The 22814-nt window shown below is 41.3% G+C and carries 22 protein-coding genes, 2 tRNA genes and 4 pseudogenes; 17 read left to right on the forward strand and 11 right to left on the reverse strand.

What is annotated here, in order from left to right; all coding sequences use genetic code 11:
• Positions 1 to 8 precede the first annotated feature (8 nt).
• From hppD to IJ23_RS01815, 8 genes are all read left to right on the forward strand, one after another.
• Positions 9 to 1082, forward strand: coding sequence for a 4-hydroxyphenylpyruvate dioxygenase (gene hppD / locus IJ23_RS01780; protein WP_033905171.1), 1074 nt, complete (start codon positions 9 to 11; stop codon positions 1080 to 1082).
• A complete protein-coding gene (locus IJ23_RS01785) occupies positions 1075 to 2205 on the forward strand; it encodes a homogentisate 1,2-dioxygenase (RefSeq protein ID WP_033905172.1) in 1131 nt (376 codons plus the stop codon). The genes hppD and IJ23_RS01785 overlap by 8 nt, the downstream gene beginning before the upstream one ends.
• A gap of 9 nt (positions 2206 to 2214) precedes the next feature.
• Positions 2215 to 3252 (forward strand): fumarylacetoacetate hydrolase family protein, encoded by a 1038-nt coding sequence (locus IJ23_RS01790; RefSeq protein ID WP_033905173.1) that lies wholly within the window; start codon positions 2215 to 2217, stop codon positions 3250 to 3252.
• Between the two features lie 21 nt (positions 3253 to 3273).
• Positions 3274 to 3942 carry a maleylacetoacetate isomerase gene (gene maiA / locus IJ23_RS01795; RefSeq protein WP_005377832.1) on the forward strand — a complete coding sequence of 223 codons (669 nt, stop codon included), beginning with the start codon at positions 3274 to 3276 and terminating at the stop codon, positions 3940 to 3942.
• 195 nt (positions 3943 to 4137) lie between these two features.
• A complete protein-coding gene (locus IJ23_RS01800; protein ID WP_005377831.1) occupies positions 4138 to 4797 on the forward strand; it encodes a DUF2726 domain-containing protein in 660 nt (219 codons plus the stop codon).
• A gap of 119 nt (positions 4798 to 4916) precedes the next feature.
• Entirely contained in the window at positions 4917 to 5255 is a 339-nt protein-coding gene (locus IJ23_RS01805) for a hypothetical protein (RefSeq protein ID WP_005377830.1), read from the forward strand.
• A gap of 179 nt (positions 5256 to 5434) precedes the next feature.
• Positions 5435 to 5511: transfer RNA gene (locus IJ23_RS01810), tRNA-Val, on the forward strand.
• Between the two features lie 33 nt (positions 5512 to 5544).
• A tRNA-Val gene (locus IJ23_RS01815) sits at positions 5545 to 5621 on the forward strand.
• A gap of 185 nt (positions 5622 to 5806) precedes the next feature.
• Here the strand turns inward: IJ23_RS01815 and IJ23_RS01820 are convergent.
• Entirely contained in the window at positions 5807 to 6619 is an 813-nt protein-coding gene (locus IJ23_RS01820) for a tyrosine-type recombinase/integrase (RefSeq protein ID WP_033905174.1), read from the reverse strand.
• 51 nt (positions 6620 to 6670) lie between these two features.
• Positions 6671 to 6952 (reverse strand): annotated as a pseudogene (locus IJ23_RS01825) (helix-turn-helix domain-containing protein); the annotation flags it as partial.
• Between the two features lie 172 nt (positions 6953 to 7124).
• Between IJ23_RS01825 and IJ23_RS01830 the strand changes: the two are divergent.
• The 5 genes from IJ23_RS01830 (at position 7125) to IJ23_RS01865 (ending at position 11529) form a co-directional block, all read left to right on the forward strand.
• Positions 7125 to 7340 (forward strand): hypothetical protein, encoded by a 216-nt coding sequence (locus IJ23_RS01830; RefSeq protein WP_033905175.1) that lies wholly within the window; start codon positions 7125 to 7127, stop codon positions 7338 to 7340.
• 551 nt (positions 7341 to 7891) lie between these two features.
• On the forward strand, positions 7892 to 8335 hold the full coding sequence (locus IJ23_RS01840) for a hypothetical protein (RefSeq protein ID WP_033905177.1): 444 nt from the start codon (positions 7892 to 7894) through the stop codon (positions 8333 to 8335).
• A 151-nt stretch (positions 8336 to 8486) separates the two neighbouring features.
• Entirely contained in the window at positions 8487 to 8795 is a 309-nt protein-coding gene (locus IJ23_RS01845) for a hypothetical protein (RefSeq protein WP_033905178.1), read from the forward strand.
• 1261 nt (positions 8796 to 10056) lie between these two features.
• Entirely contained in the window at positions 10057 to 10284 is a 228-nt protein-coding gene (locus IJ23_RS01855; RefSeq protein WP_033905180.1) for a hypothetical protein, read from the forward strand.
• Between the two features lie 837 nt (positions 10285 to 11121).
• Positions 11122 to 11529 carry a hypothetical protein gene (locus tag IJ23_RS01865; RefSeq protein WP_033905182.1) on the forward strand — a complete coding sequence of 136 codons (408 nt, stop codon included), beginning with the start codon at positions 11122 to 11124 and terminating at the stop codon, positions 11527 to 11529.
• A 184-nt stretch (positions 11530 to 11713) separates the two neighbouring features.
• Here IJ23_RS01865 and IJ23_RS01870 read toward each other — a convergent pair.
• From IJ23_RS01870 to IJ23_RS01880, 4 genes and pseudogenes are all read right to left on the reverse strand, one after another.
• Positions 11714 to 12691: pseudogene (locus IJ23_RS01870) on the reverse strand (DDE-type integrase/transposase/recombinase).
• 1034 nt (positions 12692 to 13725) lie between these two features.
• A complete protein-coding gene (locus IJ23_RS25260; RefSeq protein ID WP_161781338.1) occupies positions 13726 to 13890 on the reverse strand; it encodes a hypothetical protein in 165 nt (54 codons plus the stop codon).
• A 610-nt stretch (positions 13891 to 14500) separates the two neighbouring features.
• A complete protein-coding gene (locus tag IJ23_RS01875) occupies positions 14501 to 15070 on the reverse strand; it encodes a hypothetical protein (protein WP_033905183.1) in 570 nt (189 codons plus the stop codon).
• Positions 15070 to 15399 (reverse strand): AHH domain-containing protein, encoded by a 330-nt coding sequence (locus IJ23_RS01880; RefSeq protein ID WP_081248153.1) that lies wholly within the window; start codon positions 15397 to 15399, stop codon positions 15070 to 15072. The genes IJ23_RS01875 and IJ23_RS01880 overlap by 1 nt, the downstream gene beginning before the upstream one ends.
• Positions 15400 to 16051: 652 nt before the next feature.
• Here IJ23_RS01880 and IJ23_RS01885 point away from each other — a divergent pair.
• The 4 genes from IJ23_RS01885 to IJ23_RS01905 all read left to right on the forward strand — a co-directional run bounded on the left by IJ23_RS01885 (position 16052) and on the right by IJ23_RS01905 (position 18587).
• Positions 16052 to 16321, forward strand: a complete 270-nt coding sequence (locus IJ23_RS01885; protein ID WP_225452469.1) for a YegP family protein — start codon at positions 16052 to 16054, stop codon at positions 16319 to 16321.
• Between the two features lie 1000 nt (positions 16322 to 17321).
• Positions 17322 to 17555, forward strand: a complete 234-nt coding sequence (locus IJ23_RS01895) for a hypothetical protein (protein ID WP_033905186.1) — start codon at positions 17322 to 17324, stop codon at positions 17553 to 17555.
• A gap of 183 nt (positions 17556 to 17738) precedes the next feature.
• The gene (locus IJ23_RS01900) at positions 17739 to 18032 is read left to right on the forward strand and encodes a hypothetical protein (protein ID WP_033905187.1); all 294 of its coding nucleotides are present in this window, start codon (positions 17739 to 17741) and stop codon (positions 18030 to 18032) included.
• Between the two features lie 165 nt (positions 18033 to 18197).
• Positions 18198 to 18587: a hypothetical protein gene (locus tag IJ23_RS01905; RefSeq protein ID WP_033905188.1), complete on the forward strand. Its 390-nt coding sequence runs from the start codon at positions 18198 to 18200 to the stop codon at positions 18585 to 18587.
• Positions 18588 to 18979: 392 nt separating this feature from the next.
• Here IJ23_RS01905 and istB read toward each other — a convergent pair whose 3' ends face one another.
• The 5 genes and pseudogenes from istB to IJ23_RS01930 form a co-directional block, all read right to left on the reverse strand.
• Positions 18980 to 19720: an IS21-like element helper ATPase IstB gene (istB, locus tag IJ23_RS01910; RefSeq protein WP_033905189.1), complete on the reverse strand. Its 741-nt coding sequence runs from the start codon at positions 19718 to 19720 to the stop codon at positions 18980 to 18982.
• A gap of 10 nt (positions 19721 to 19730) precedes the next feature.
• Positions 19731 to 21242 (reverse strand): annotated as a pseudogene (gene istA / locus IJ23_RS01915) (IS21 family transposase).
• 193 nt (positions 21243 to 21435) lie between these two features.
• Positions 21436 to 21639: pseudogene (locus tag IJ23_RS01920) on the reverse strand (GNAT family N-acetyltransferase); the annotation flags it as partial.
• A 150-nt stretch (positions 21640 to 21789) separates the two neighbouring features.
• On the reverse strand, positions 21790 to 22170 hold the full coding sequence (locus IJ23_RS01925) for a hypothetical protein (protein ID WP_033905190.1): 381 nt from the start codon (positions 22168 to 22170) through the stop codon (positions 21790 to 21792).
• A gap of 153 nt (positions 22171 to 22323) precedes the next feature.
• Positions 22324 to 22728 (reverse strand): DUF1801 domain-containing protein, encoded by a 405-nt coding sequence (locus IJ23_RS01930; RefSeq protein ID WP_033905191.1) that lies wholly within the window; start codon positions 22726 to 22728, stop codon positions 22324 to 22326.
• Positions 22729 to 22814: the final 86 nt, after the last annotated feature.

Consider the following 22814-nt stretch of genomic DNA (forward strand, 5'->3'; position numbering starts at 1 on the left):
AGAAAGTCATGGTTGATGCATATAACCCACTAGGAACAGACGGATTTGAGTTTGTTGAATATACCGCTGCAGACAACAAAGGCATTCAACAGCTTAAAGATCTGTTTATATCGTTAGGTTTTGCGGAGATTGCAAAGCATCGCTCAAAAGAAGCGTGGTTATATCGACAAGGTGACATTAGCTTTATTGTGAATGCGCAGCCGCATAGCCAAGCTGAGGGATTCGCCAAAGTTCACGGTCCGTCGGTTTGTGGCATGGCATTTCGTGTGAAAGACGCCACCGTTGCTCTGGCGCATGCGTTAGAGAATGGCGGTAAAGAATATAAAACGGAAATTGGGCCGATGGAGCTTAGCATTCCTGCTATTTATGGCATCGGTGAAAGCTTGCTTTATTTTGTCGACCGTTATGGAAAGCAGAGTATTTATGATGTCGATTTTCGTTTTTATGATGATGCTGATGAGCGTTTATCAAAAGCGAATGTTGGTCTTTACGAAATCGACCACTTAACGCACAACGTTAAGCAGGGCAACATGGATGTCTGGTCAGGTTTCTATGAGCGCATTGGTAACTTCCGCGAAATTCGTTATTTCGATATCGAAGGTAAGCTGACTGGTCTTGTCAGCCGTGCGATGACCGCACCTTGCGGCAAAATCCGAATTCCTATCAATGAGTCGTCAGATGATAAATCACAGATTGAAGAGTTTATCCGTGAATACAATGGCGAAGGTATTCAACACATCGCATTGACCACAGACGACATCTACGAAACGGTCAAAACCTTGCGTGAGCGCGGCATGGACTTTATGCCAACGCCAGATACTTATTACGAGAAAGTCGATGAGCGTGTTGAAGGCCACGGTGAAGATGTAAGCAAGCTTCGTGATTTGCAGATTCTTATTGATGGTGCGCCAACGAAAGATGGCATCTTGCTACAAATCTTTACTCAAACCGTTATCGGCCCTGTGTTCTTCGAAATCATCCAACGTAAAGGCAATGAAGGCTTTGGCGAGGGTAACTTCAAAGCGTTGTTTGAATCGATAGAAGAAGACCAAATTCGCCGAGGAGTATTGAGCGATGCATAAATGGATCACATTCCCTCACCGGGAGGGAGTGTGCTCTAAACAAGCGCATGCTGACTTCCCGGAAGAGGCAATTTATGAACGTGAGGCAGGTCGAAGTGGCTTCTTCGGCCCCGCAACACATTTTCATCATCAACATGCCCCAACGGGGTGGTCTGAGTGGGAGGGCGAGCTACGTCCACGAGCGTTCGATTTTAATCTAGTTGAGAAAGCCAGCCATATTACCCCGTGGGCAGTCCCGCATCTATTACACAACGCGAATTGTAAAGTTCGTGTTTGGCGTATGGATGAAAAAATGGACTTCTTGGTGAGAAATGCAGATGGCGACGAACTGCTATTCATCCACCAAGGTACGGCAGATCTCTACTGTGATTATGGTCATTTGAAAGTGAGCGAAGGGGATTATGTCATGATCCCGCGCTCAACGAGCTGGCGTTTAGAGCCAAGCGAGCCGATGTTCATTCTGATGATCGAAAACACCGATGCGGCTTATACATTGCCCGAAAAAGGCATGGTTGGAAACCACGCGGTGTTTGATCCGGCGGTTCTAGAAACGCCGTCGATCAACGATCAGTTCCGTGCTCAATACTCTGATAATCAAACACAGGTTCAGGTGAAACGCCACGATAAAGTCAGTGTTATCACTTACCCATTCAACCCGTTGGATGCGATTGGGTGGCATGGTGATTTGGCGGTAGTAAAAGTGAACTGGCGTGATATTCGTCCACTTATGTCACATCGTTACCATTTACCGCCTTCTGCACATACTACATTTGTAGGAGCAGGATTTGTGGTGTGTACCTTCGTTCCTCGTCCAATTGAAAGTGATCCTGGAGCGCTCAAAGTACCGTTCTACCACAACAATGACGATTATGACGAAGTCTTGTTCTACCATGCAGGTGATTTCTTCAGCCGTGACAACATTGAAGCAGGCATGGTGACATTCCATCCAGCAGGATTTACGCATGGTCCTCACCCGAAAGCATTCAAAGCAGGGCGAGAGCACAAGAAGACTTTCACCGACGAAGTTGCGGTCATGATTGATACTCGTCACGCACTTCAGTTTTCGGATGAGCTGGAAAAAGTAGAAAACAAAGAATACGTCTATAGCTGGCAAGAGAAGTAAGAGGCAAGGATGAAATTAGCAACCAAGAAAAATGGCACTCGTGACGGTTTGTTGATGGTCGTGAGCAAAGACTTAACGCGCTGCGTACCTGCGACAGAAATTTTCCACCCCATGAACTTAGCTCCGACGATGCAGGTGGCGCTTGATAACTGGGATACGCTAGCACCACAACTGGAAGAGCTATACGTTGCACTGAACAATGGCATGGTTGCAGGGTATGAAGAGTTTGAAGCGCACTACTGTGAGTCGCCGCTTCCTCGCGCTTATCAGTGGGCTGATGGCAGTGCTTACGTAAACCACGTTGAGTTGGTTCGAAAAGCTCGCGGCGCTGAAATGCCAGAGAGTTTTTGGACGGACCCGTTGATGTACCAAGGAGGCTCTGATGCCTTTATTGGACCTTGTGACAACATCGAGTTTGCGAGTGATGAATGGGGTATTGATTTCGAAGGTGAAGTTGCTGTGGTAACTGGTGACGTACCAATGGGCGCGAGTGTTGCAGAGGCTCAGGAGTCGATTCGTTTGATCATGCTGGTGAATGATATCTCACTGCGTGGTCTAATTCCGGCAGAGTTAGCTAAAGGGTTTGGTTTTTTCCAATCTAAACCTTCTTCTGCGTTTTCTCCTGTGGCAGTAACACCTGACGAACTAGGCGATGCGTGGTACGAAAACAAAGTGCATTTACCACTGGTCTCTACATACAACCACAAGCCGTTTGGTCGCCCAAATGCGGGTATCGATATGACGTTTGATTTTGCAGACTTAATTGTTCATGCGACTAAAACGCGCCCGCTATCTGCTGGGGCGATTATAGGCTCAGGTACGGTATCCAACAAGCAGGGAACGGAACATGGCACTTCTATTGAAGAAGGTGGCGTTGGCTATTCATGTATCGCGGAAGTTCGCATGATTGAAACCATTCGTGATGGTAAGCCGTCGACTAACTTCATGTCGTTTGGAGATTCAATCAGATTGGAAATGTTCGATGCGGATGGCAACAACATATTCGGCTCGATTGACCAACAAGTTAGCCAATATCTCAAGCACTAACAATGCTGGTTGGGAGACGATATGAGCGATAGCATGATTTTATACGGATACTGGCGATCATCGGCGGCGTATCGTGTGCGTATTTGCTTGAATCTTAAAGAGTTATCGTATGATTCAAAATCGGTACACTTGGTGCGCAATGGTGGCGAACAACACAGTGACGAGTACCATGAGTTAAACGCTTCTGAACTGGTTCCTTTGCTGGTGGATGGGGAGGTTCAGTTAACCCAGTCACTGGCGATCATTCAATACTTAGAAGAACACTACCCGGATGTCACTGTGATCCCCGAGCAAACGCCGCTTCGATACCAAGCGCTAGCTTTGGCTCAGGATATTGCAATGGAGATTCATCCCCTGAATAACTTAAGAGTTCTACAGTATTTAGAGGGGGAGTTAGCTTGCGAGCCAGAGCGCAAAGTCGCTTGGATTCATCACTGGATCCACAAAGGTTTTACAGCATTAGAAGAGAAACTTCAGAAGCATCGTAAACTAAATGGTGATTGCAAGTTTAGCCTGACAAGCTCGCCATCTATTGTCGATATTTGTCTGGTACCACAATTTTATAACGCACAACGCTTTGGTGTAGATACCTCTCTTTATCCAACCATTAACGCTGTTGTGCAGTCATGCAATCAACTGCCAGCTTTTATTGATGCGATGCCAGAGAATCAGCCAGACGCTAATAGTTGATTCTTAGCATACATAATGTATTAACAAAATTTAAACGAGCCAATCCAAGTGTGTGATTGGCTCGTTTTTATTGGTGAGCAAAATTTTCTGTTTCTCGCTATCGTCGTGGCGCCTCAAAATTGCGAGGTTTTGTTGCTCTGCATAACATTTCCATTTACGCTTTGAGCAACGAGTTGTTTTGGATGCACTTTATTTATGACCAACATTTTTATCATTGTTGTTCTTCTGGTTTTATTCTTCTTTGTTATTCAAAAGTACGTGATTAAGCACGATGACACGCGTGATTATCCTTATCGCTCGAAAGGCCCTCTGCTCAGAGGTCAAGAGGGTGCGTTCTATAATGCGTTAAGAGCGGCGGTAGGGGAGCATGCCGTAGTATTCGCGAAAGTAAACATGTCCAGTTTGGTTACGCCAAAAGAAATCAAAAATAAGAAGCAGTTTTTTGTCGCGAACAATCGTATATCTCGAAGCTATTTTGATTACGTTATTTGTGACCCAAGGACACTAGAGCCGCGCGTTATCGTTGAATTGGATAATGGGCAGGAGCTAAACAAGGGTAAGATAGAAAGACAAAAGTTATTGATTCATGTTTGTAAGACGGCCAACCTGCCTTTAATTGGCGCCTCGATAAAGCACAGTTATCAAGTTGGGCGATTACGTCGTTTGCTTGCGGCACACATTGATTTGATTGAGCCCGATAAAGAAGTGCGTTTTTGTAAAAAATGCGGCAGTCCGATGATCATTAAAACCGCAAGCCAAGGTGAGTTCAAAGGGAGACGTTTCTTTACTTGTAGCCGTCAGCCGAATTGTACATACACCGAAAATTATAACGTTGTGTTTGAGGCGGACGACTAAACACGACAATTAACCAGCAGAAACAAGGGGCTTTGATTAGAGATGATCAAAGCCTTTTTTGTATCTGTCCTCAAGGCAAGACCTATACTTTGAAAAAGAGTGCAGAATAGGGCAGCCATATGCGATACGGATGGATTTTGTCAGCATTGTTCATCGCATCTAATGTTAGTGCGATACCTAATTTGAAACCACTGGAGTGTGAATTGACAGAGACACCCCAAGATCATTTCTTGTTTTACCGAGAGCAAATGGTTTACCACAGTGAGCAGTTTGTCATATTTCAAAACTTCAAAGGCAGGGTGAGCACTCAAGTGGACGTCAAAACAGGAGAGTTGATTCGTACAACCTATATCGGCGAACCATTTAAACCTAAATATCAGATTTTGTTCGGCACTTGCCCTAAGGTATCGCAAACCTTACAGATTTGGATGCTCAGTGAAGTGCCTTACGACAATTAAGTGAGATAATAAAAGTTATATAGATCACACTTTTAAACCCTGCAGGCTCAGTCCTTGTCGATAAAATCATCTGAAAACGCGTGTTGAGTTTACATTTTCGCCAAACGGTTCAAAGTTGGTAAATTTGTGCTTGCACCGTCGTTCGCTTATAGCTAATATCCTCGTCGTTCCAGAGAAATGCGTCCGTAGCTCAGCTGGTTAGAGTATCGCCTTGACATGGCGGGGGTCGGTGGTTCGAGTCCACTCGGACGCACCATTCTGAATTGAATGGTTAGGAACATAAAAATTTGGGTCCGTAGCTCAGTTGGTTAGAGTACTACCTTGACATGGTAGGGGTCGGCGATTCGAGTTCGCCCGGACCCACCAAATTTTAGAAAAAGCCCACCTCTTGGTGGGCTTTTTTGTGTCTATAACTTATTGATATTCAAGTGGAATTCCTTCTTTTTTCCTTTTTATCCCCTTGTTATTACTCTGCGTTAGTACTGAGTAAAGTTCGAGGGGGTGGTAAAAAGGTGGTAAAATACAGTAGTTTGTACAGCGCTTGAAATGGGCTATATTGCGACGCTTATGGCTGGTACTTCATGCCATTCTACGTCGTGACTATCAGTGTAAATCTGAGTGGTTCTATCACTGGCATGTGCCATGCGTTGGCGAGGGTTTACACCCATTTCATCGATGAGTTTTGCCGATAGCCTTCGGATTTCATGGAAAGTAGGGCGCTTAGCTTTTTCTACGTTAGAGTACAAACCGAGTTCGTCGCGTACTTTGGAAAATGTTTCGCTGATCATGCGACTGGTCACTTGGTAACGGTGGTCACACTGCTTAGCGATATTATTGTTTCTTGCAGGTCTACGATGCACTACGTAAGGGCAATGTAGCTTATCTGTTTTAGATAGCTCTACAACTTCTTTGATAGCGCTTGTCACCGGAATAGCAACATAAGACGTTTTAGCATTCTTAACCTTTGCTCGATGTATGTACAAGGTACCAAATACAATTTCTCCGTTCTCTGGTTTTGGAGTATCAAACCAGACAATTCCACATGTATCCGGTTTTGGTATACGGTATTTTATTCTATGTAGTTCAGCTACTGCGTGAGTCGATTGAATCGATAACCCCATCGCTACTTTTAAAAATAGAGGGGCCTCTTTTTCAATTGCTTTGAATGCTTCTATATCTAAACCCAAGCGTTCTTTCTTATTATCAGAAACATTTAGCCATTTTGGTTTTTTGTTAAACATAAAGTTTTCACTAATTGCGGATTCATCTGCTAGATAGCTAAAGCTCTTCTTTAATCGAGAAAGTTTCTTGTTATAAACCTCTTTGGATTTATCGCCATAATATGTATTTAGAAAGTCGTTCATGGTTTCCTAAGTTAATTGACTTGGAAAGCTTGTCTCCTACAAACTCATTAAGTCGAGCATTATAAGTGCGTCAATAATTTTGAAATCGTGCTTGGTATACCGCTTGTTACGCCGTGATCGGCTTAACCTGTTTCTAGCTCTTTGTTGCGCTCTAGCTGGCTGATAGGAAGGGTTGGGGCGATAGGCATTATATCGAGAGTTACGTTTAAAGTCTCGGTAGATAGTGCTCTTGTGACGCCCTAGCTCTTTAGCGATGTTGACGACACTAATGCCTTGCTTTCTAAGTGCGGACATCATATACCTTTCATTCTCAGTGAGGTGTGTGTAATTCATGGTTTTTCACTTCTTGGCGGGAGTAAAACTTATGAATAGCACATCTCACAGTTTTAAATTTCAGGGGTGTCGCACTTCGTACTTGAATCCAAGCGGTATAACAAGTTACTTCAGAGTGATTCGCAACGCACTAAGTCGACATGATATTTATAAACATTATTAAGAGGAAAAGATGAAATTTGATATGTCTGTTAATGATAACTCTGCTTCATTCTTTTATGAGGGGAGTGAAATGTGTATTTTCGTTGATAGTTTTGATAATAAAAGCTTTGATGTGAGACTAGGAAATATAAGTGAATCAGAGTTAATTGGCTCAATTTCTGCGAAAAGTGACTCTGAATTGAACTCGAAGCTTGAAGAGCTTTATCGTAGCTTTATGGAGGGGTAAACATGATTTCACGATCTCAAATAGCTGCTCTCGAACGTTCAGTGAATAAGATTTTACGTTGCCATAAATGTCATTTAAGTCATCTAAGCACTTTGTTAAAGATAGAATGAATGGCATACGTAATAATCTATTGATAATTATTACTGAGCTTAACTCTATATTTAACAGGTTAACAGTATTACATGTAGAGGTGCTTAAGAAGTTGAGTTACAATGATACTTTTAATATTAGGTGTACGGTTTCGCATATAAATATGCCTTGCGCTGTTAATAAGATTCACGTTGATGGTGATGAGCATCAACGTGAATATAGTTATTACAGTAATGAGGAAAAAAGGACTGGAAGTCAACGGACCCCAAAGAATTTCTTGTTTAACTTAATAGCGCGCTAACAAAGCGTTTAAGAGGGATTTTGCACACGTGGCATTTTTACTATGCGTCGATTTAAGTTATTAAGGTGGTATGCGTCAGCTTCGGCATTGCGTTGCTCACACCTTAACAGGGTGTTAGCTGTAATGCCAGATATTGCCTAATGTAAATTGGAGGAATAACATGAATGGAATCTTACCTGACTTGATTCAAAGCTTTGAAGAGTGCTTAAAAATGGTTGGCGGCCAAAACGATCATTACGATGTTGACGCAGCATTGGCGATGACTCTTATTTTGATGCAAAGAAAAGTTTTCAACGAACAAGAGCGCAGTATCTTGTCCATGAAATTATCCAAAAAGTGTCTAAAACGGGAAAATATATTTAATGATGTGAATGAGCAAGCTGAATTTTTAGAAATGGCCAGTTTTTATCCTGAGACAGTAAAATATTTGGTTAATAACGGAGTGTTTAATCTTTCAACTCTTCGTCTTGCGCTAGATAATTTGAATCATGAAGTACGTAAGAGTAGTGGCTATAGCTCTATGGCACAATGCGCGATGCAAACTCAAAGTAAAGCTGATAGTGCAATCATCATTCAAAACTGTATCAATTTGATAGATAGCTAACAAACTGTTTAAGAGTGATTTCCAACGCTTGGCATTTTTACTATGCGTTAATTTGAGTGATTAAGGTGCTTTGCGGTGCATCGGTTTTGCGTTACTCACCCCCTTAATTGGGCGTTAGCAGACAAAAGTAAATCAAGGAAGAGGGTACGTTATGTCTGATAAAGTAATTAAGTCTTCAACAGCTACAACTCAATTCGGTGCGACTAAAGCAGATGGGAAATTAGAACTAACGAAGCCGGATTTAATTTTTATTCCGTACAACGAAAAGTTGGGTTTTGGTCCATATCAATTAAAGCGCCAAGGCATTGCTGCCGTAGCTAAGTACTTGGGCAAAGGTGGTGGTGTAACTCCAACCAACACGAATGCATTTCGCATAAAGCTAGCCAACAACACGTGTTACGAGTTTATTGTAGCGAAGCCAGAGCAATGGATAGATGCACTCGGTGAAACTTTCAGCTAACAAACTGTTCAAGATGGATTCTCGATTTCATTACAAGGCATTGTTTTATATGTAATATTATCTTGGTGTTACCCTCTAGGGAAACATTGAGAGGAACTGCGAAAATAACTCCTAATTGTGATTTAAATCACTGTTTGTGCTTGTTTTTGTTTCGGATCTTCACCGAATAGCCTCTAAGATCAAAATGTGCTCAAGAGGAGTAATTCAAGTTTGTGGAATTAATCTCAGGATTTAAGATAGCGCCCAAGTTTTTTAAAGTGGAGTTCAAATTCGTTAATTTGCCTCATTTCCTGCTGGCAATAAGTAAGAAACCCTTACCTGTTGCTTTCCAACTCAAAGCAACTCTTTAGTTGTTGCGTCCGTATATTCGGTTTCTTGATGAAGGAGCTACCCTCTAGCCTTTTATGCTTCATCATCTTGTAAAGTTATTGAATTTATTAATGATTAAGCACTGAGCAATATGGGTTTGTATTCGGTGTGCTCTGTTCCAATGATACTGGGAGCTCAAATAAGCGAGTTGCCATACATCAGTTAATTCATGCTCTACTAAATTAGAAAAACGCAACTCTGAACTGTGCAAAGGCGTGTCAGATGTCGACCACGGCAGACTCACCTTTGCCTCAAAATAAGTTTCACCAAGTTACAATCAACGATGCAACTTTACAAGTTTGCATCAGCTTTTGTAACCTAAAAGTGGATACCCCTACCAGATCTCACTTTTAATATAGTTCTATATATCAATACATTAGAAGTAAATGACATTTTACAAACGAAACGCCTACTTAATATTATGTAATGATTTGTGTATTGAAATTACCTAAGGACTTTTAGGCATGGACTCTTTAAGCGTCACATCTTCCAGATACACCCATCGGCAACACAATCAAGATCCGTTAAAGTTTTTCATTGTTCTCATGGGTCTAGAACCATATAAAAATGATTTACATCGTGAAAATCAATCGTTAAGCCTTTTATCTGGTATTGTGTTGTACAGACATTTATCGAAGCCCGACCAAAGAATAGTAACGAGTAGTGTGTTGAATTTAAAAAACAATCGCTTGAAGTCTAAACTCTATGGAATGATAGGCCAAATCGGCGCAAATCCATACTGGTTCTGCTGGTCACTAAGTGATTCTGAGTTAAAAAGTTATTATAATTCAAACAAGAAAATCTCTGACTTACTCAGTAGCCCTGGCTTGATGTTCCAACGATTTCAGTCGGAGTGTTACCCGCTGGCGTATATTCTGTTTTTAATGAAGGAATGAAAACAACAGTGACCAAAGGTCTAACGAGTATCGTTAGTTCGAATAAGGTGTTAGAGACAGCGAAAAAATTGGGATTAAGAAAGCAACTTGTAGGTGAGTCAGGGCGAATGCTTGGCGCTTTTGTGATAATGATTATTGGTTTTAATGCAATGCAAACCAAAGGCATGAAAGATGCCAGAAAAGAGCTGATCCTCAGAGGTCTAATCAATCCTTCGGAGTTATAATGATTATAGCAATATTGGGTCTTTTCGGTGGGTGCACTTTACTCTTCTTTTACTTGCAAGGACTAAAGACAGAGCTAAGAGAGGGCTCATCCGGTATAGTTAAATTCAACGCTTTTCCATTCAACGTAGCGATGTTGATTGGTGTTATTGTCGGCTGCTTATTCTACATCGTGATGGCTGTAGACAGTTTGGCTGTGGTATCAGCGACGATAGCGATAACATGGTTTATCTTACGTATATTTCGCGATCGAATAATTCGTGCACTCTTAAAGGGCCTATGAACTACTATCTACCCTTTGATGTTTGCTTCGAGTTCTTAGTATCAAGTTTGAAGTGCGACACTTAGAGTAACTGCTATTTTTGAGTGTGTTAGAGTGCTTTTTGTTTCAGTGAGGTACGTACAGTGTCAGTAATTCAATTTGTCAAGTTGTGGAAAAACCATCCATACCCAAAATCTCCTTGTGATAGGGCTCATTTTCCTAATCAGTGTGCTATTCGTACGGGTTGCTCTGGAGGAAACAGGTATCGACACTTCAAGTTTTGACCAAAAATATCCTAATAGGCGCTGCTACCCTGGCTTTAAACATAGTCCTAGACACATTTTAGCAGCCCAAGAGTTAGCAAATTGGATCTCTGTTAACCCTAATATATTTGGAAATAAAGAGCTTATTAAAGAGCAAAGAGAAAATCATTAATGGGTCGGAGAGGGATTATCTTTATCAGGAATGGGTGGGGTAGTACCGATCACATTGACGTTTGGGATGGCGAGCATATGAAGGGAGGCGCCCCTGATTGGATTAATCTTGGTGATGAAGTTTGGTTTTGGGAGATAAAACAGTGAAACAAACAACTACGCTACTTTTATCGTTTGTTAGTTTTTCTTCCTTAGCATTTAATCTGTCAGTTAACAATGGATCATCTTGTACTTTGTTTGAAGAGTCTACCATTTTTGAAACAAAACTAACTTCTCAATGTAATTGGGCAGTTAATGCTCAAGGTGATTTACAGACACTCAGTGTAAAAGGTAACAAAGTAGCCATTCTTCTAGGCCAACCTATATCTTCTAATCAAGCTGAAAAATGGGGGGTGAGTGTCGAACAGAACTGTTCTCTTGAATCTGTTGGTGTAATGATTGATGAGGTTTCAAAAGTAATCGCGGTCAGTAAGCCGCTTGAAGGGGCATTGTTGTGCCCGGTTCTTCCTATAGATGATGTGTTTTTCAAAAGCTACAATTGGTCTCTCTAGCCGCTATACATAACAAAGCATTTAAGAGTGATTCCCAACGCGTGGCATTTTCATTATGCGTTGGTTTTAGGGATTAGAGTGGTGTGCGGCGGCTTTCGTATTGCGTTGCTCACACCTTCACAGGGCGTTAGTCGCCAGAAAAAGCTAGCAATCAAAATCATGTTTCTAAGCTTAAATGTGTGATTCATAGAGATGGTTTCACTTTTCTTAGCTGAAGATCGAGCTTGTAATTCTGCTCTTGATACCTCTCTTTCTTGATCTCGTAGTTCTGAGATACCTCTTCAGACAAAAGGGTTTGATCAGAATCTTAGTAATCCTGTCTATCCGAGGTTAGCCCATTTAACGAGCTGTGGGGCCGTTCCTAGGTGTAGTAGTGTTGCCATTCAGCTAGCAGCAGGTCCAGTTCTTCCAACCCCACATAGACATCTATGGTCGGATAGAACTCACTTTTATCTGTTTTCTGCGAGAGTTCCATTTTACCATTCAAGTGAGGTGAACCAGGGTTATTTGGGCGAAACTTGATCCCATAAATCATGAGTTGTTTCTGGACTTTCTCAGCAAAGAATTCACGCTCTCTGTCCGTCTGAATACGCTGGATAGGAAATGGTATCTCTTCCACGACACAATCGATAAAGTCAACTGTATTTGCTGCTGTGCGCCGAGAGCAGCACCTTAGAACCCGATAGCGAGAGCAGTCATCAATAGCTGTATAATGGTAAATTCCAGGCGCTATTTTACAGGTGTTCATGTGGACTCTATCACCAGGAATTGGGCGCTCATATCTTTGGAAATCTTTTTTTCGTCGGTAAGTTACGATGAGTTTGACTGGTGCTTCGTATAAAACTTTATGGAGTGTCGCTGTGCTTAGATGTATTTGGTGAAGTCGGATTACTTTCGTTTGTATACGCCGCGCCCCTAAATTGCCTTTCTCACGCATCGTAACGATCAATGCTCTTAGCTCATCATAGAGCTTGGCAACTGGAGATGAATGAGGGCGTCTGCTCTGGCTTTCCAGACCAGCGATTCCATACTGCTTCTATCGCCTAGCCCACTTATGTAATGTTGGTCTGGAAATACTACAGCGTCGACATACCAGGCCTGCATAACCACATTCCTCATACATTTTTACCCACCGTAGTCTTTGTTGGATTTCTCTGTCCATAGACACCCAGCATAGTTGAAAGAATGTCTATGAATCACACAGTTTAGGATAAAGACTCTAAAATCTGAAGGGGCTGGTTTGTGTACGGATAGCGTCTTGGTTGTAGAGGTTTAAATTAGAGACATCCTTTAAAACATGATAGGGCCAAGCTTTGAAAGTTAACTCTAGTCACTTCGTAATATCTTGTATTTGAGGTTGAAAATCCTCCCCTATGGCTGACCGATAAATTAAATTCTTAGCTAACTCACGCATCACTTTAGTACGCATTGACATAAAATGATTTATTTTGTCTCGGTCGACACTATAAGTAATTAAATGAATCAACCCCATTCTCATGTGTTAACTTCAGTTTCTTGCGGAGTTTCTTAATATACTGTTTATCGTCATCTTTTTTGCCCTTGCAATCTCCTGGCTCAAACACATAATTAATTAGTATATCTTCCAATTGTTGATATTTTAGAGGGTGCTCGTCATTTTTCGGCGACGTGAATTACGCTGAAGCCAGTCCGTAACCACTACTAGTTCTTCATCGGATTGAGTAGTAATCAGAAAGCTAGTTGTAGATAGAATAATCAACATCTTTGGTATATTCTTGGGTTTTTCGTCGTCATTTGTGTTTGGGGTACATAGATAATTTGACTCCCTTCTGGATCATACCCTGCACAATTTCGAGAACCACAGTATAAAAATATCATACTAGTCTCATACTCTTTAGTCCGGAATGTGACTTTGTCATTTCCATTGCTTTTTATAACTGCTATCACATCATTTTCTCTAGTGACGCCTTGTTTTTCATGATTGGATATATGACAATAAAAATGAATTTTGCTAAAAGCAATCCTCAAGATACCTTTAAATATGATAGATATTTATCTTCTATTTTCGTTGGATTTTTAGTATTTAACCTAAAGTGCTTTTGACCTGGCTACTTTTCTGGCTAAAAATTTTACGTATATTTGTACTGATTGATATTCTAAAAAATGAATATACAAACACGCATCCAAACGAAAGAAGCTAAAAATCTACAATATTATTTAAGATTTATATAAAACCTCATAAATAATTTCTTGGAAGCTTCGCTCTAATAAATCGCCATCAAGACCTAAGGTTCTAAAATATCCATGTTTAAATTCTGTGCTAGCACAGTATAAACATTCAGTAATTAAAGCAGTAGCTCCCGCGCTGTCAACTAACTTCATATAATTCCCTTTTAAGACTATAATGGAATATTACTTTGTGATAATTTTAATAATTAACTTTAACCACGAAGGTCGCTATTTAATTGAAAATGCCAAGCGTTTGAGTCATTCTTAAGGGATTTTATAAAAGCCGACGTATGTTTACCACCAAGGAAAATACTTTGCTATTGATGTACTCAAAGAAACAGCTATGAGAAATAGCAAACCAAACATAAACATAGGATACATGGTGAAGTTTGTTATAAAATTAAAGTATTTTTGCTCTAGGCCTAGTAGTATTAACTTTGTCTTCTCGTCTGATTTTGCTTTAACTCTTAACTGCCAAGTTTTATGAGGTAAATACTGGGAGCCACTAATCCTTACAAAGAAAATAACGAGTAAAGAAAGAACCCGATTTACCGACGGTGAAGATGTTCCCATATACGTTATTGCCAGAGTAAAAGTTAACACCCCGAACCTGTATTGAGGAAGTTAGCCCACAGTTTAAATTGTTCGCTAACTAGTGCAATGTACTCGTTTGTTCATTCTATTTTATCCAATCACGGTTTCCTCATTGTTACTCTTGAATAATTTAATACATTTCATAGCTGCTACTTGAAATTTAAGTTGGCTAAAACACTCTTAGCAGCTCTTCTTCAAACCGAAGCCCACGCAAGTCATAGTGGTCACATAAGTGTTTAAAAGATTCAGTGGCATACAGTCTTTGACAACCTTCAAGTCGTGATTTAAATAGATATCGCTTCTCGATATCCGATTCTTCGAAATAAAGTATTTCGTAACCATCTTCGATGCCATCAAGATATTTCTTCACGCAAACAGATTCGTCTTCTTGGCCAAAGGAGAGGCAGTTAAAGACATAAACTTGTTCCTCTCCGACAGTTACCAATAGAAACTCACCTTCATTTTCTAAGGTGGGTTTTAATATTTCGTAAGCACGATGGGACAGTACTAGGTATGTCATAGACCACAGCGACACATCAGGGATGTCAGCGTTAGTTCCTAAAACGTCATCGAATGAGCCGGATACATTTTTCCAAATATCTAGTAATGACGTGTTCTGAGAGCGCTGGCGGTGTATGGTAATTAGATGTTGTTTGCCTATGGCACCGAAGAGTTCCGTTGGACCTAATTGCAAAGCCTTGTAATCATGCGGCGCCTCTTTCAATTGGTAGACGTTCATTATTCATCATTCCAGTTCGGGTTTTTGCTAGAAATCATACCTTCGGGGTAAGTAGAAGTTTTTAATTTAATTTTGATATTACGAAGACGGTTAATGAACACATCTTTTTTAAGAGAGTTATTGCTTAAATTTGTAACTACCCATGCTTCATAGTCATAGCGATGAACTTTCTTATATGCTTCAGCATCTGGAGAACTCCAATATCCTTTGTTTTTCACATTTCTAGGTAACCAAACACCATTGGATGGGTCATTGATTCCAAGACCAAGCGTATGAAGGTTGCGTGTTACAAAGATCATTTCCATTTTTCGGAAATGCCCAGTTCCCATAATAATATGGTGGCTTCATGTCGTTTAGTTTGCTTGGTGTCACCGATACTGGGTAGGTATCTTGCCAAAACACGGGTAAGGTGATGAGGTTCATCCATTAAATCGTCTGGCGAAGTCACTGCGCTTCGCTCTTGATATTCTGTAAGTTATTTTGTAATGATACCGTGCATTTAAGCTACGTCTCAAGGTTTTGAGGTGTTTCAAATCTTCTTGAGAATCTTTGAAAGATTTAGGGTTGTCTCATCCAAGTTTGATTATAAAGTTTAATAGTTGAAACCTCATATCGGTGTACAGCTAGTTCAAGTGCCATTGGATTTTGGGACGTAGTGGTACAGAAAGTGATTTGCCTCTAGGTTGCACAACATAATCTCCATTTCCGATTGTGCGTCTATCATATGCACAACTACAGATAGCTTCAACGCTAATTAGTTGATATTGTAATTAGCTCTCAAAAATGTCCTTGGTTGTTTATAACTCTATAGATGGCAGCTACTTGTGAGTGCATTAAGTTCTTTGAGAACACACCTACAGAAGCTAGTGTGTATTACTTATTCAACATAATTGAAAATTTTGAAAAATTGATTATATTTTGTATGATCTGACATGCATATATCTTTAATGTTTGATTTGTCAATAATATTGTGGGGCGTCTATGTCTGGAAAATTTGAACTTTATAAAGATACAGCGGGAGAATATCGCTTTCGTTTAAAAGCAGGAAATGGACAAAATATCTTAGCTAGTGAGAGCTACACAACAAAACCAAGTTGTGAGAATGGCATTGACTCAGTGAAAAAGAAGGCGCCTGACGATTCAAAATATGAAAGGAAAGAAACAGCGGCTGGCAAATACATGTTCAACCTAAAAGCTGGTAACTATCCAAGGAATCTAAAGCTAGAGGTAAACTTGGCAGAGGTGGTTTAGCTATGTTTGTCATTTTGGGAGCTGTTGCGTTTAATAAGTCTGAATTAAAAAAAGTAAATACAGAGTTAGAAAATCGAAGTGTGCGATTAGTTTCGGGGCTTCATCAATGATTTCAAATATTATTTCTTATGTGCTTGTCACTGTCTTCGCTATATGGTTGTGGAATGATGCTCCAGCTCAACATAGAGATAACCTGTTCTATGTGGCCGTAGTATGTTCTCAAATCGGTTTCTTTATTTATTCTCGAAAGTTAGAGAAACTTAAAAACAGGTTAGACGACTTGGAAAATAAGCACACTCTAGAAACAAAAAACTAACAAGGTATTTAAGAGTGATTTCCAACGCGTGGCATTTTTATGTCATCGTTGGGTTTTGTATTTAAGGCGTATAAGTTAGTGTGGTGGTGACGTTGCTCACACCTTAATGCGGCATTAGTGCGGGTTTGGCGTCGAAGGTCATAAGTTTTGGTATTTATCTGTGTTGGCGCTCGTTTTTACACCTTTCAGTTTGTGTCTTTCATGTTCTTTCCGGTGGCACTATATATGGATTGTTCGCTTCGATTTCATCGTTTACGGTTTCTAACTATTAGCCTACTTCTTTGGAGCTTCTTCGTTTTCGCTGTACTTCCTAAGTTAATCTTGTCGTTTTTCGGGTGTTGCCATAAAAGTGCGATGAATGAATCCTTTTCTAATTTGAAGCCAGTGAAAGTAGGGCAGTTCAGTGCATTTTTCTTCTAGTCAACTCTCGTCCATTAATCGAGTTGAAGTTTTGTAGCTGCCCGTCTCACTTCAGTGTTCAAATTCTTTCATATTATGCCACTTTTCAATATTTTTGAGCGTATAAATAGAAGTGGCGCATGTACGAACAAATTGCTTAAGAGTGATTCGTAACGTGTGGCATTTTTACTTTACGGTGGCTTATGGTGATTAAGGCGCTGTGCGGTAGCTTATTATTGCGTTACTCACACTTTAGCAAGGCGTTAGCATTCATGGAGAAAAAGAATGTCTCACAAAACAGAAGTTCGTTACTGTTCAGATTGCGGTACGGATACTCATCACGTAGTTGTCTTGGTCAGAAAGCCGAGTGCTTTTAAAGGTGCCAAAAATCAGAAATTTAAGGAATTTATAGCAGGCGCGATTAAAGGCTGGGCTCTTGGAGCATTTGTTGCCTCTATGGATGAGTTTGAACGCCACCTAGTTTGTGAAAAGTGCGGTAAAAAGACAGTAGAAGGTTAGCTACCTATATAACGTAGAAAATTTATAGTATAACTTGGTGCTGAATGCTAACAAACGCTTTAAGACGGATTCGCAACGCGCTGCATTTTCACTATGCGTTGGTTTTAGTGTTTAAGGTGGTATGCGGCGGCTTCGGTATTGCGTTGCTCACCCCTTAGCAAGGCATTATTGCCCAGAGGAAAAATGAAGCATAAACAAAGAGAGCTGTTAGCATATATTGAGTTGGAAAGTGGTACTGTTTTGATTGATATCGTCAAACTGACTCGAAACGGTCGCTCTTATTATTTTCAAGGTAAAAGATGGTTACGCAATCAATATGGATTAGGTTGCGATGATTGCACATCAGAATCTGGGGATAAGCTAAATATTTCCATTTTGAATCGAAGACATGCTCCTAAGTGGATTGAGGGCACAGTGTTGCGTGTATCTGAAAGGGCAAAAGAACGGTATGAATTTTGGCTATCAAATGGGCGCTGACAGCGTAGCCGTTAGCTCAGTGCAATAACAAACTATTCAAGAGGGATTCGCAACGCGTGGCATTTTCATTATGCGTTGGTTTTAGGGATTAGAGTGGTGTGCGGCGGCTTTCGTATTGCGTTGCTCACACCTTCACAGGGCGTTAGCTTTCTTTGGGAGAATGAAATGAACCAATATTTGATCGAACCAGAAGTTCCTGGAAGCTTGGGTGAAAATACGCTGGCAAATTTCGATTTGCATCCACCGACAATAGAAAAGCTACATTTTCAGTTTGATGGTTGGTTAGGTGATGATTTATTGACTTCATTTCCATGCTTTTTAGTCTCTGAGCGTTTAGCCATGGCCTTACGCTCATCGCAGTTGTCAGGATACAATCTGGAAGTGGCTGAAATATCTATTTCTGACATATTTGAAGAACTGTATCCAGAGTGTACGTTACCTCGTTTTTCGTGGTTCCAAGTCTCTGGAACCATAGATAAAGACGATTTTAGCGTGACAGATACTGGGCTACCCTTAGTTTCTGAAAGGGCACTGGTTTTGTTACAAAAATATTAACTAAAAAATGCTGACGTCGTAGAGTACGAAAGCTAACAAAGCATTTAAGAGGGATTCCCAACGCTCGGCAGTTTCAGTTCAAAGTTTTAGTGCGGTGTTTATGGCACTATATTTCGGGTTAGGCGGTGAGTTGCTCACCACTTAATGCGGCGTTATACGCAGGGTGAATTTTGCTTCTAATTCCTTGCGTCAAAGGCTCCTTCTCTGTAGCTTATCGCTTTGTTTTATATGCATTAGTTCCTCTTAGTTTTGCTAAATCATTAGGTAATGGACTCCAAGCCTTCATGCCAAAATTCTAAATTTGCGAGTGTTTTGCGTATTTCGGTGATTGCGATCGCTTGTTTCGTTTTATTCCGATCACCTGATCCTGCCGTTTTTCTCTCTTCCTATTTTTACTCTAAGTGATCGGATTGCGCCAGTTTTCTCATCGACTCACCTCCTAGTTCTGTTCGATGACTATTATGTACCAGCCGATCCATGAGAGCGTCTGCGACGGTTGCGTTGCCGATCATGTTGTACCACTCTTTTACAGGTAACTGAATAATGACGATTGTGCTGCTGTTTTGGTAATGATCTTCGAATACTTCCAGAAGATGGCCTGCATGCTCTTGAGTCAGTTTTTCCATCCCCCAGTCGTCAAGGATCAGTAAGGCTTTCTTAGCCTTCGATTGGAGTTGTTTTTGATAGCTGCCATCTAGACGTTCTGCGGTCAGAGCATCAAGCAAGCGAATTAATCGGTAGTACCTGACGGTTTGTTGTTGGTCGAAGGCACTGGTTGCCAGTGCGCAGCCAAGATAGGTTTTGCCTGCGCCTGTTGGGCCTGTGATCAAGATGTTCTGATGCTTGTAAAGATAACTACCCGTCATAAGTTCGCTTATCTGTTGACGATTGAGATTTCGTCCTTCTTTGTAGATGAGTTGGCTTGGCTTCGCATCTACTCTCAGCTTGGCTTGTCGCTTTAGACGTTGGATTTTGGTCTGAGTACGATTCAAGATTTCACTTTCCAGAAGCAGGCTTATTCTTTCCTCGAAGTCCAACTCTGCGTAGGTGCTTAGTTGTTCCTGTTGCTGCTCTAACGATTTTACAGCATGGCTCAGGCGGAGAGTTTTGGTTTGGTCGTTCAGTGAGTTCATGTCTTTTCTCCTAGTGATAACAGTTCGGGCCACGGACATTGCTATGAACTAGGTTCGGCGTGCTCGCCTTGTCTTTGCTTAGTTGCCCTTCTCGATTATTTTTCAGTAGATTGCTGATGAAGGTGTAGTTCGGTTTTGTCAGCATCAGCGCATCGTTACAGGCTTGCTTTAAGCGCGATTCGCCATGCGCTTTGTTCAGATTGAGCAGCTCAAGGCAGGAGCGATACGACTGCTCTGGATGAGGCTTGGAGTTGAGCATCTTATTAACGGCTTCTCGCATAGCTGGGCCGATATTGGCTCCCTTAGTTGAGCAGGCGTCCAAGCGACCACTTCTGATGTTGATGATTACTCGGCATGTGCTCTGGTTGGGTGCTGTTTCCGCGCTCTCTTTGGCTGAGTGGATGCTGGGCGACCAAGTTACCTTGATGGTAGATCTGCACGAGACGGTTGTAGGCTTCCAGTTCGACATGGTGACCTACAAGTTGATGTGGCACGAGTAGTGGTGGCGGCGATATTCGATGTGATAATCAGGCCCGACTTTGGCTCGTTTGGTTTAGGTATACAGGTAACGCTGTATTTTTTTGGGGAGGGGGAACGGAGGCTTATCGAGTTTGTCGAACAACGCTTTACGACTTGCACCATACTGTTTCATCTCACGTTGGTTTAAGTCGTTCATAAGCTGACGGATGGCGAGATTCAGTTCCTTGAAGGTATGGAAGGTTTGTGTCGTAGCCGCACCATGATCCAGCGCTCTACTAAGAGTTCGGCATTCTCGGCCTTCGCTTTGCCTTTTGGTTTGCAGGGACGAGCTGGCATTACGGCAGTTTGATAGTGATTCGCCAGTTTCTGATAACTCTCGTTAAGCCTTGGCTCATATTGGTTAGCTTTGGTGACCGCGCTACGCAGATTATCGGGAACCAAGTGTTGTGGTACGCCGCCGAGGTGCTCTAACGCATTGGCGCGCCTCTAACCTGTATGACTTACCTTGGCTTGAGAAGGCTTCAACATAGGTGTAATTGGACGCGCCCAAGGTCGCCACGAACACTTCTGCTTCTCGTACTTCGCCTGTGTCAGGATTGACTACCTGAAGCCGAAGCCCACAGTAATCGATAAACAGCTTGTCACCTGCCACATGGAGCTGACGCATGCTGCGCTTTTAGGTTTTGAACCAACGAGTGAAGTGCTCGCAGAACTGAGTGTAAGCGTAAGCTTGCTCTTGATATTGCTCATGATGTTCCTGCCACAACAACATCTTCGTCATACCTTTACGTCTGAGTTCGACTGCGTATTGAATGGAGTCTGGCATGACTTTATCGCGACTGGCTTTGTTGCCGTGATACAGAGCTTGAGTGAGATCAGCATCGCTACAACTTTCAGGTAGAGGCCAACCAAGTTGGCTTTGTTTAAAGCGAGTAAGGAGTTCCGATATGGTGGAAGGGCCGAGTTTAAGGCAAGAAGCGATGCTGCGATTTGAAAGACTGCAGTCGTACTTAAGGCGTAATACCTCTCTTATTTTGTTCATTGGATTCCTCTTTTTGCCATTGTCGCTTCCTTACTTACTTGTTTAAGAAGTAAAGAATAGCGAGCTATTGTTCTAAAAGAGGAAAGGTAGGAGTTCGGGCTTTCCGATCGCGGTTTTCGCTATTCCGATCACCAATTTCGGAGTTAGGTTAAAAGTGATCGGATAATCCCGAAATGACTGATCGGAATGTTCCGAAATATGCAACTTGTGAGCTATTTTCGGATAAAGCGACTGTAAACACGCCCCGTTCTGGGAAATGAGTAATGAACTCTTTTTTTTCTTCAGGTGTGAAAGGCGTATCTAATACAGTGTATAAACCTTCAATAATGATGGGATTGAGGACGTTTGTAATGCATTCAGCATCACCTAAAGTTACCTGACGTACAATTAAATTCATGCCACTTAGCTCCTATTAAAATTAGGGCTGTTTTGTACATGAGTTGGAGACTTGCGGCAACAAGTAACGTCATTAAGTCGTAAAGAATATACCTATTACACTTAAACGGCGGTTAATAGTGCTGATTGTTACTTTAGTATTTCTGATATATCACTTTTTAAGTGACGGCTTAACTTCTACAGAATATTTCCACATCACGATCCCGTTTTCTACAAGATCATAACTCGCGCTTTGACCCTCGGAGTTGAGTACAAATACCGGCATTTCCATCCTTGACGTAGCGCCATCTCGGTTGCATGACATGGTAGCTTCAAGCTGTATGCTATTTTTGCTCGGTTCTGAAAGGGTTCCTAAGTACGTGCAGCCGTCGACAAAACTGGTTTTGCTTTTTCCTTTAGAGGATATTTCAAAAGTCGGAAAAATGAATGTTGATTGAGGCTCTGTTACTACCACATTGACTTGATAGTTCGTCGCTGAAAAAGCATTGAAATGAGCTCCAAGCATAAGTAAGAACAAGATTTTTGATTTCATAAACTCTTCTTTATTTCGATATTACTAGTTTGGTTACGGCGCTATTAACGTGACCACTTAATCTAAAACTTTACTGCGGAAGCATTAAAAAGGATACAAAGGTAGAGTAGTTGAATATGGTTAATCGGCCGTAAATAGTTTTATTAAGCGATTTTACATACCTAAAAGAGGTAAGTTCTTTCGCTTTTGATAGGTTAATGCTAATTCTAAACAGGTCTTGATTGAAGCTTCTGGCAAAGGTGCTGATAAAGATAGAATTATTGCTCGATTACCCTGAAACTCAAGTGAGTCACTATACAGTTCGCGGAATGTGTCGACGAGCTTAGTTTGGCAATTAAAGAACAGATAATAACGACTAGGCGTTTTCTGTTTCCAATCCATCCTTACCGGGCTACCTGTTTTCACACTGTAGCTTGGCTCTCCCCATTTTAGAGATTCTTCAACTTCCCCCAGTTTTAATTCAGAAGCGATAGTTAAGACGATATTTCGTAGCTCTTCTATCCGAATACGCACATGTTTTGGATGCTCATCAAATCTTGCCTTCACTGCATGGTTCATTGGTATCTCCTATAAATAGCGCTGTTTTGGGGTGAAGCCCAAGCATACTTTGGCTATGTAGCAATTACGTCATAATGTTATTAATC

Origin of the sequence: Vibrio sp. OY15, from assembly GCF_000742455.1 — a bacterium.
In the GTDB taxonomy this organism is placed as follows: domain Bacteria; phylum Pseudomonadota; class Gammaproteobacteria; order Enterobacterales; family Vibrionaceae; genus Vibrio; species Vibrio alginolyticus.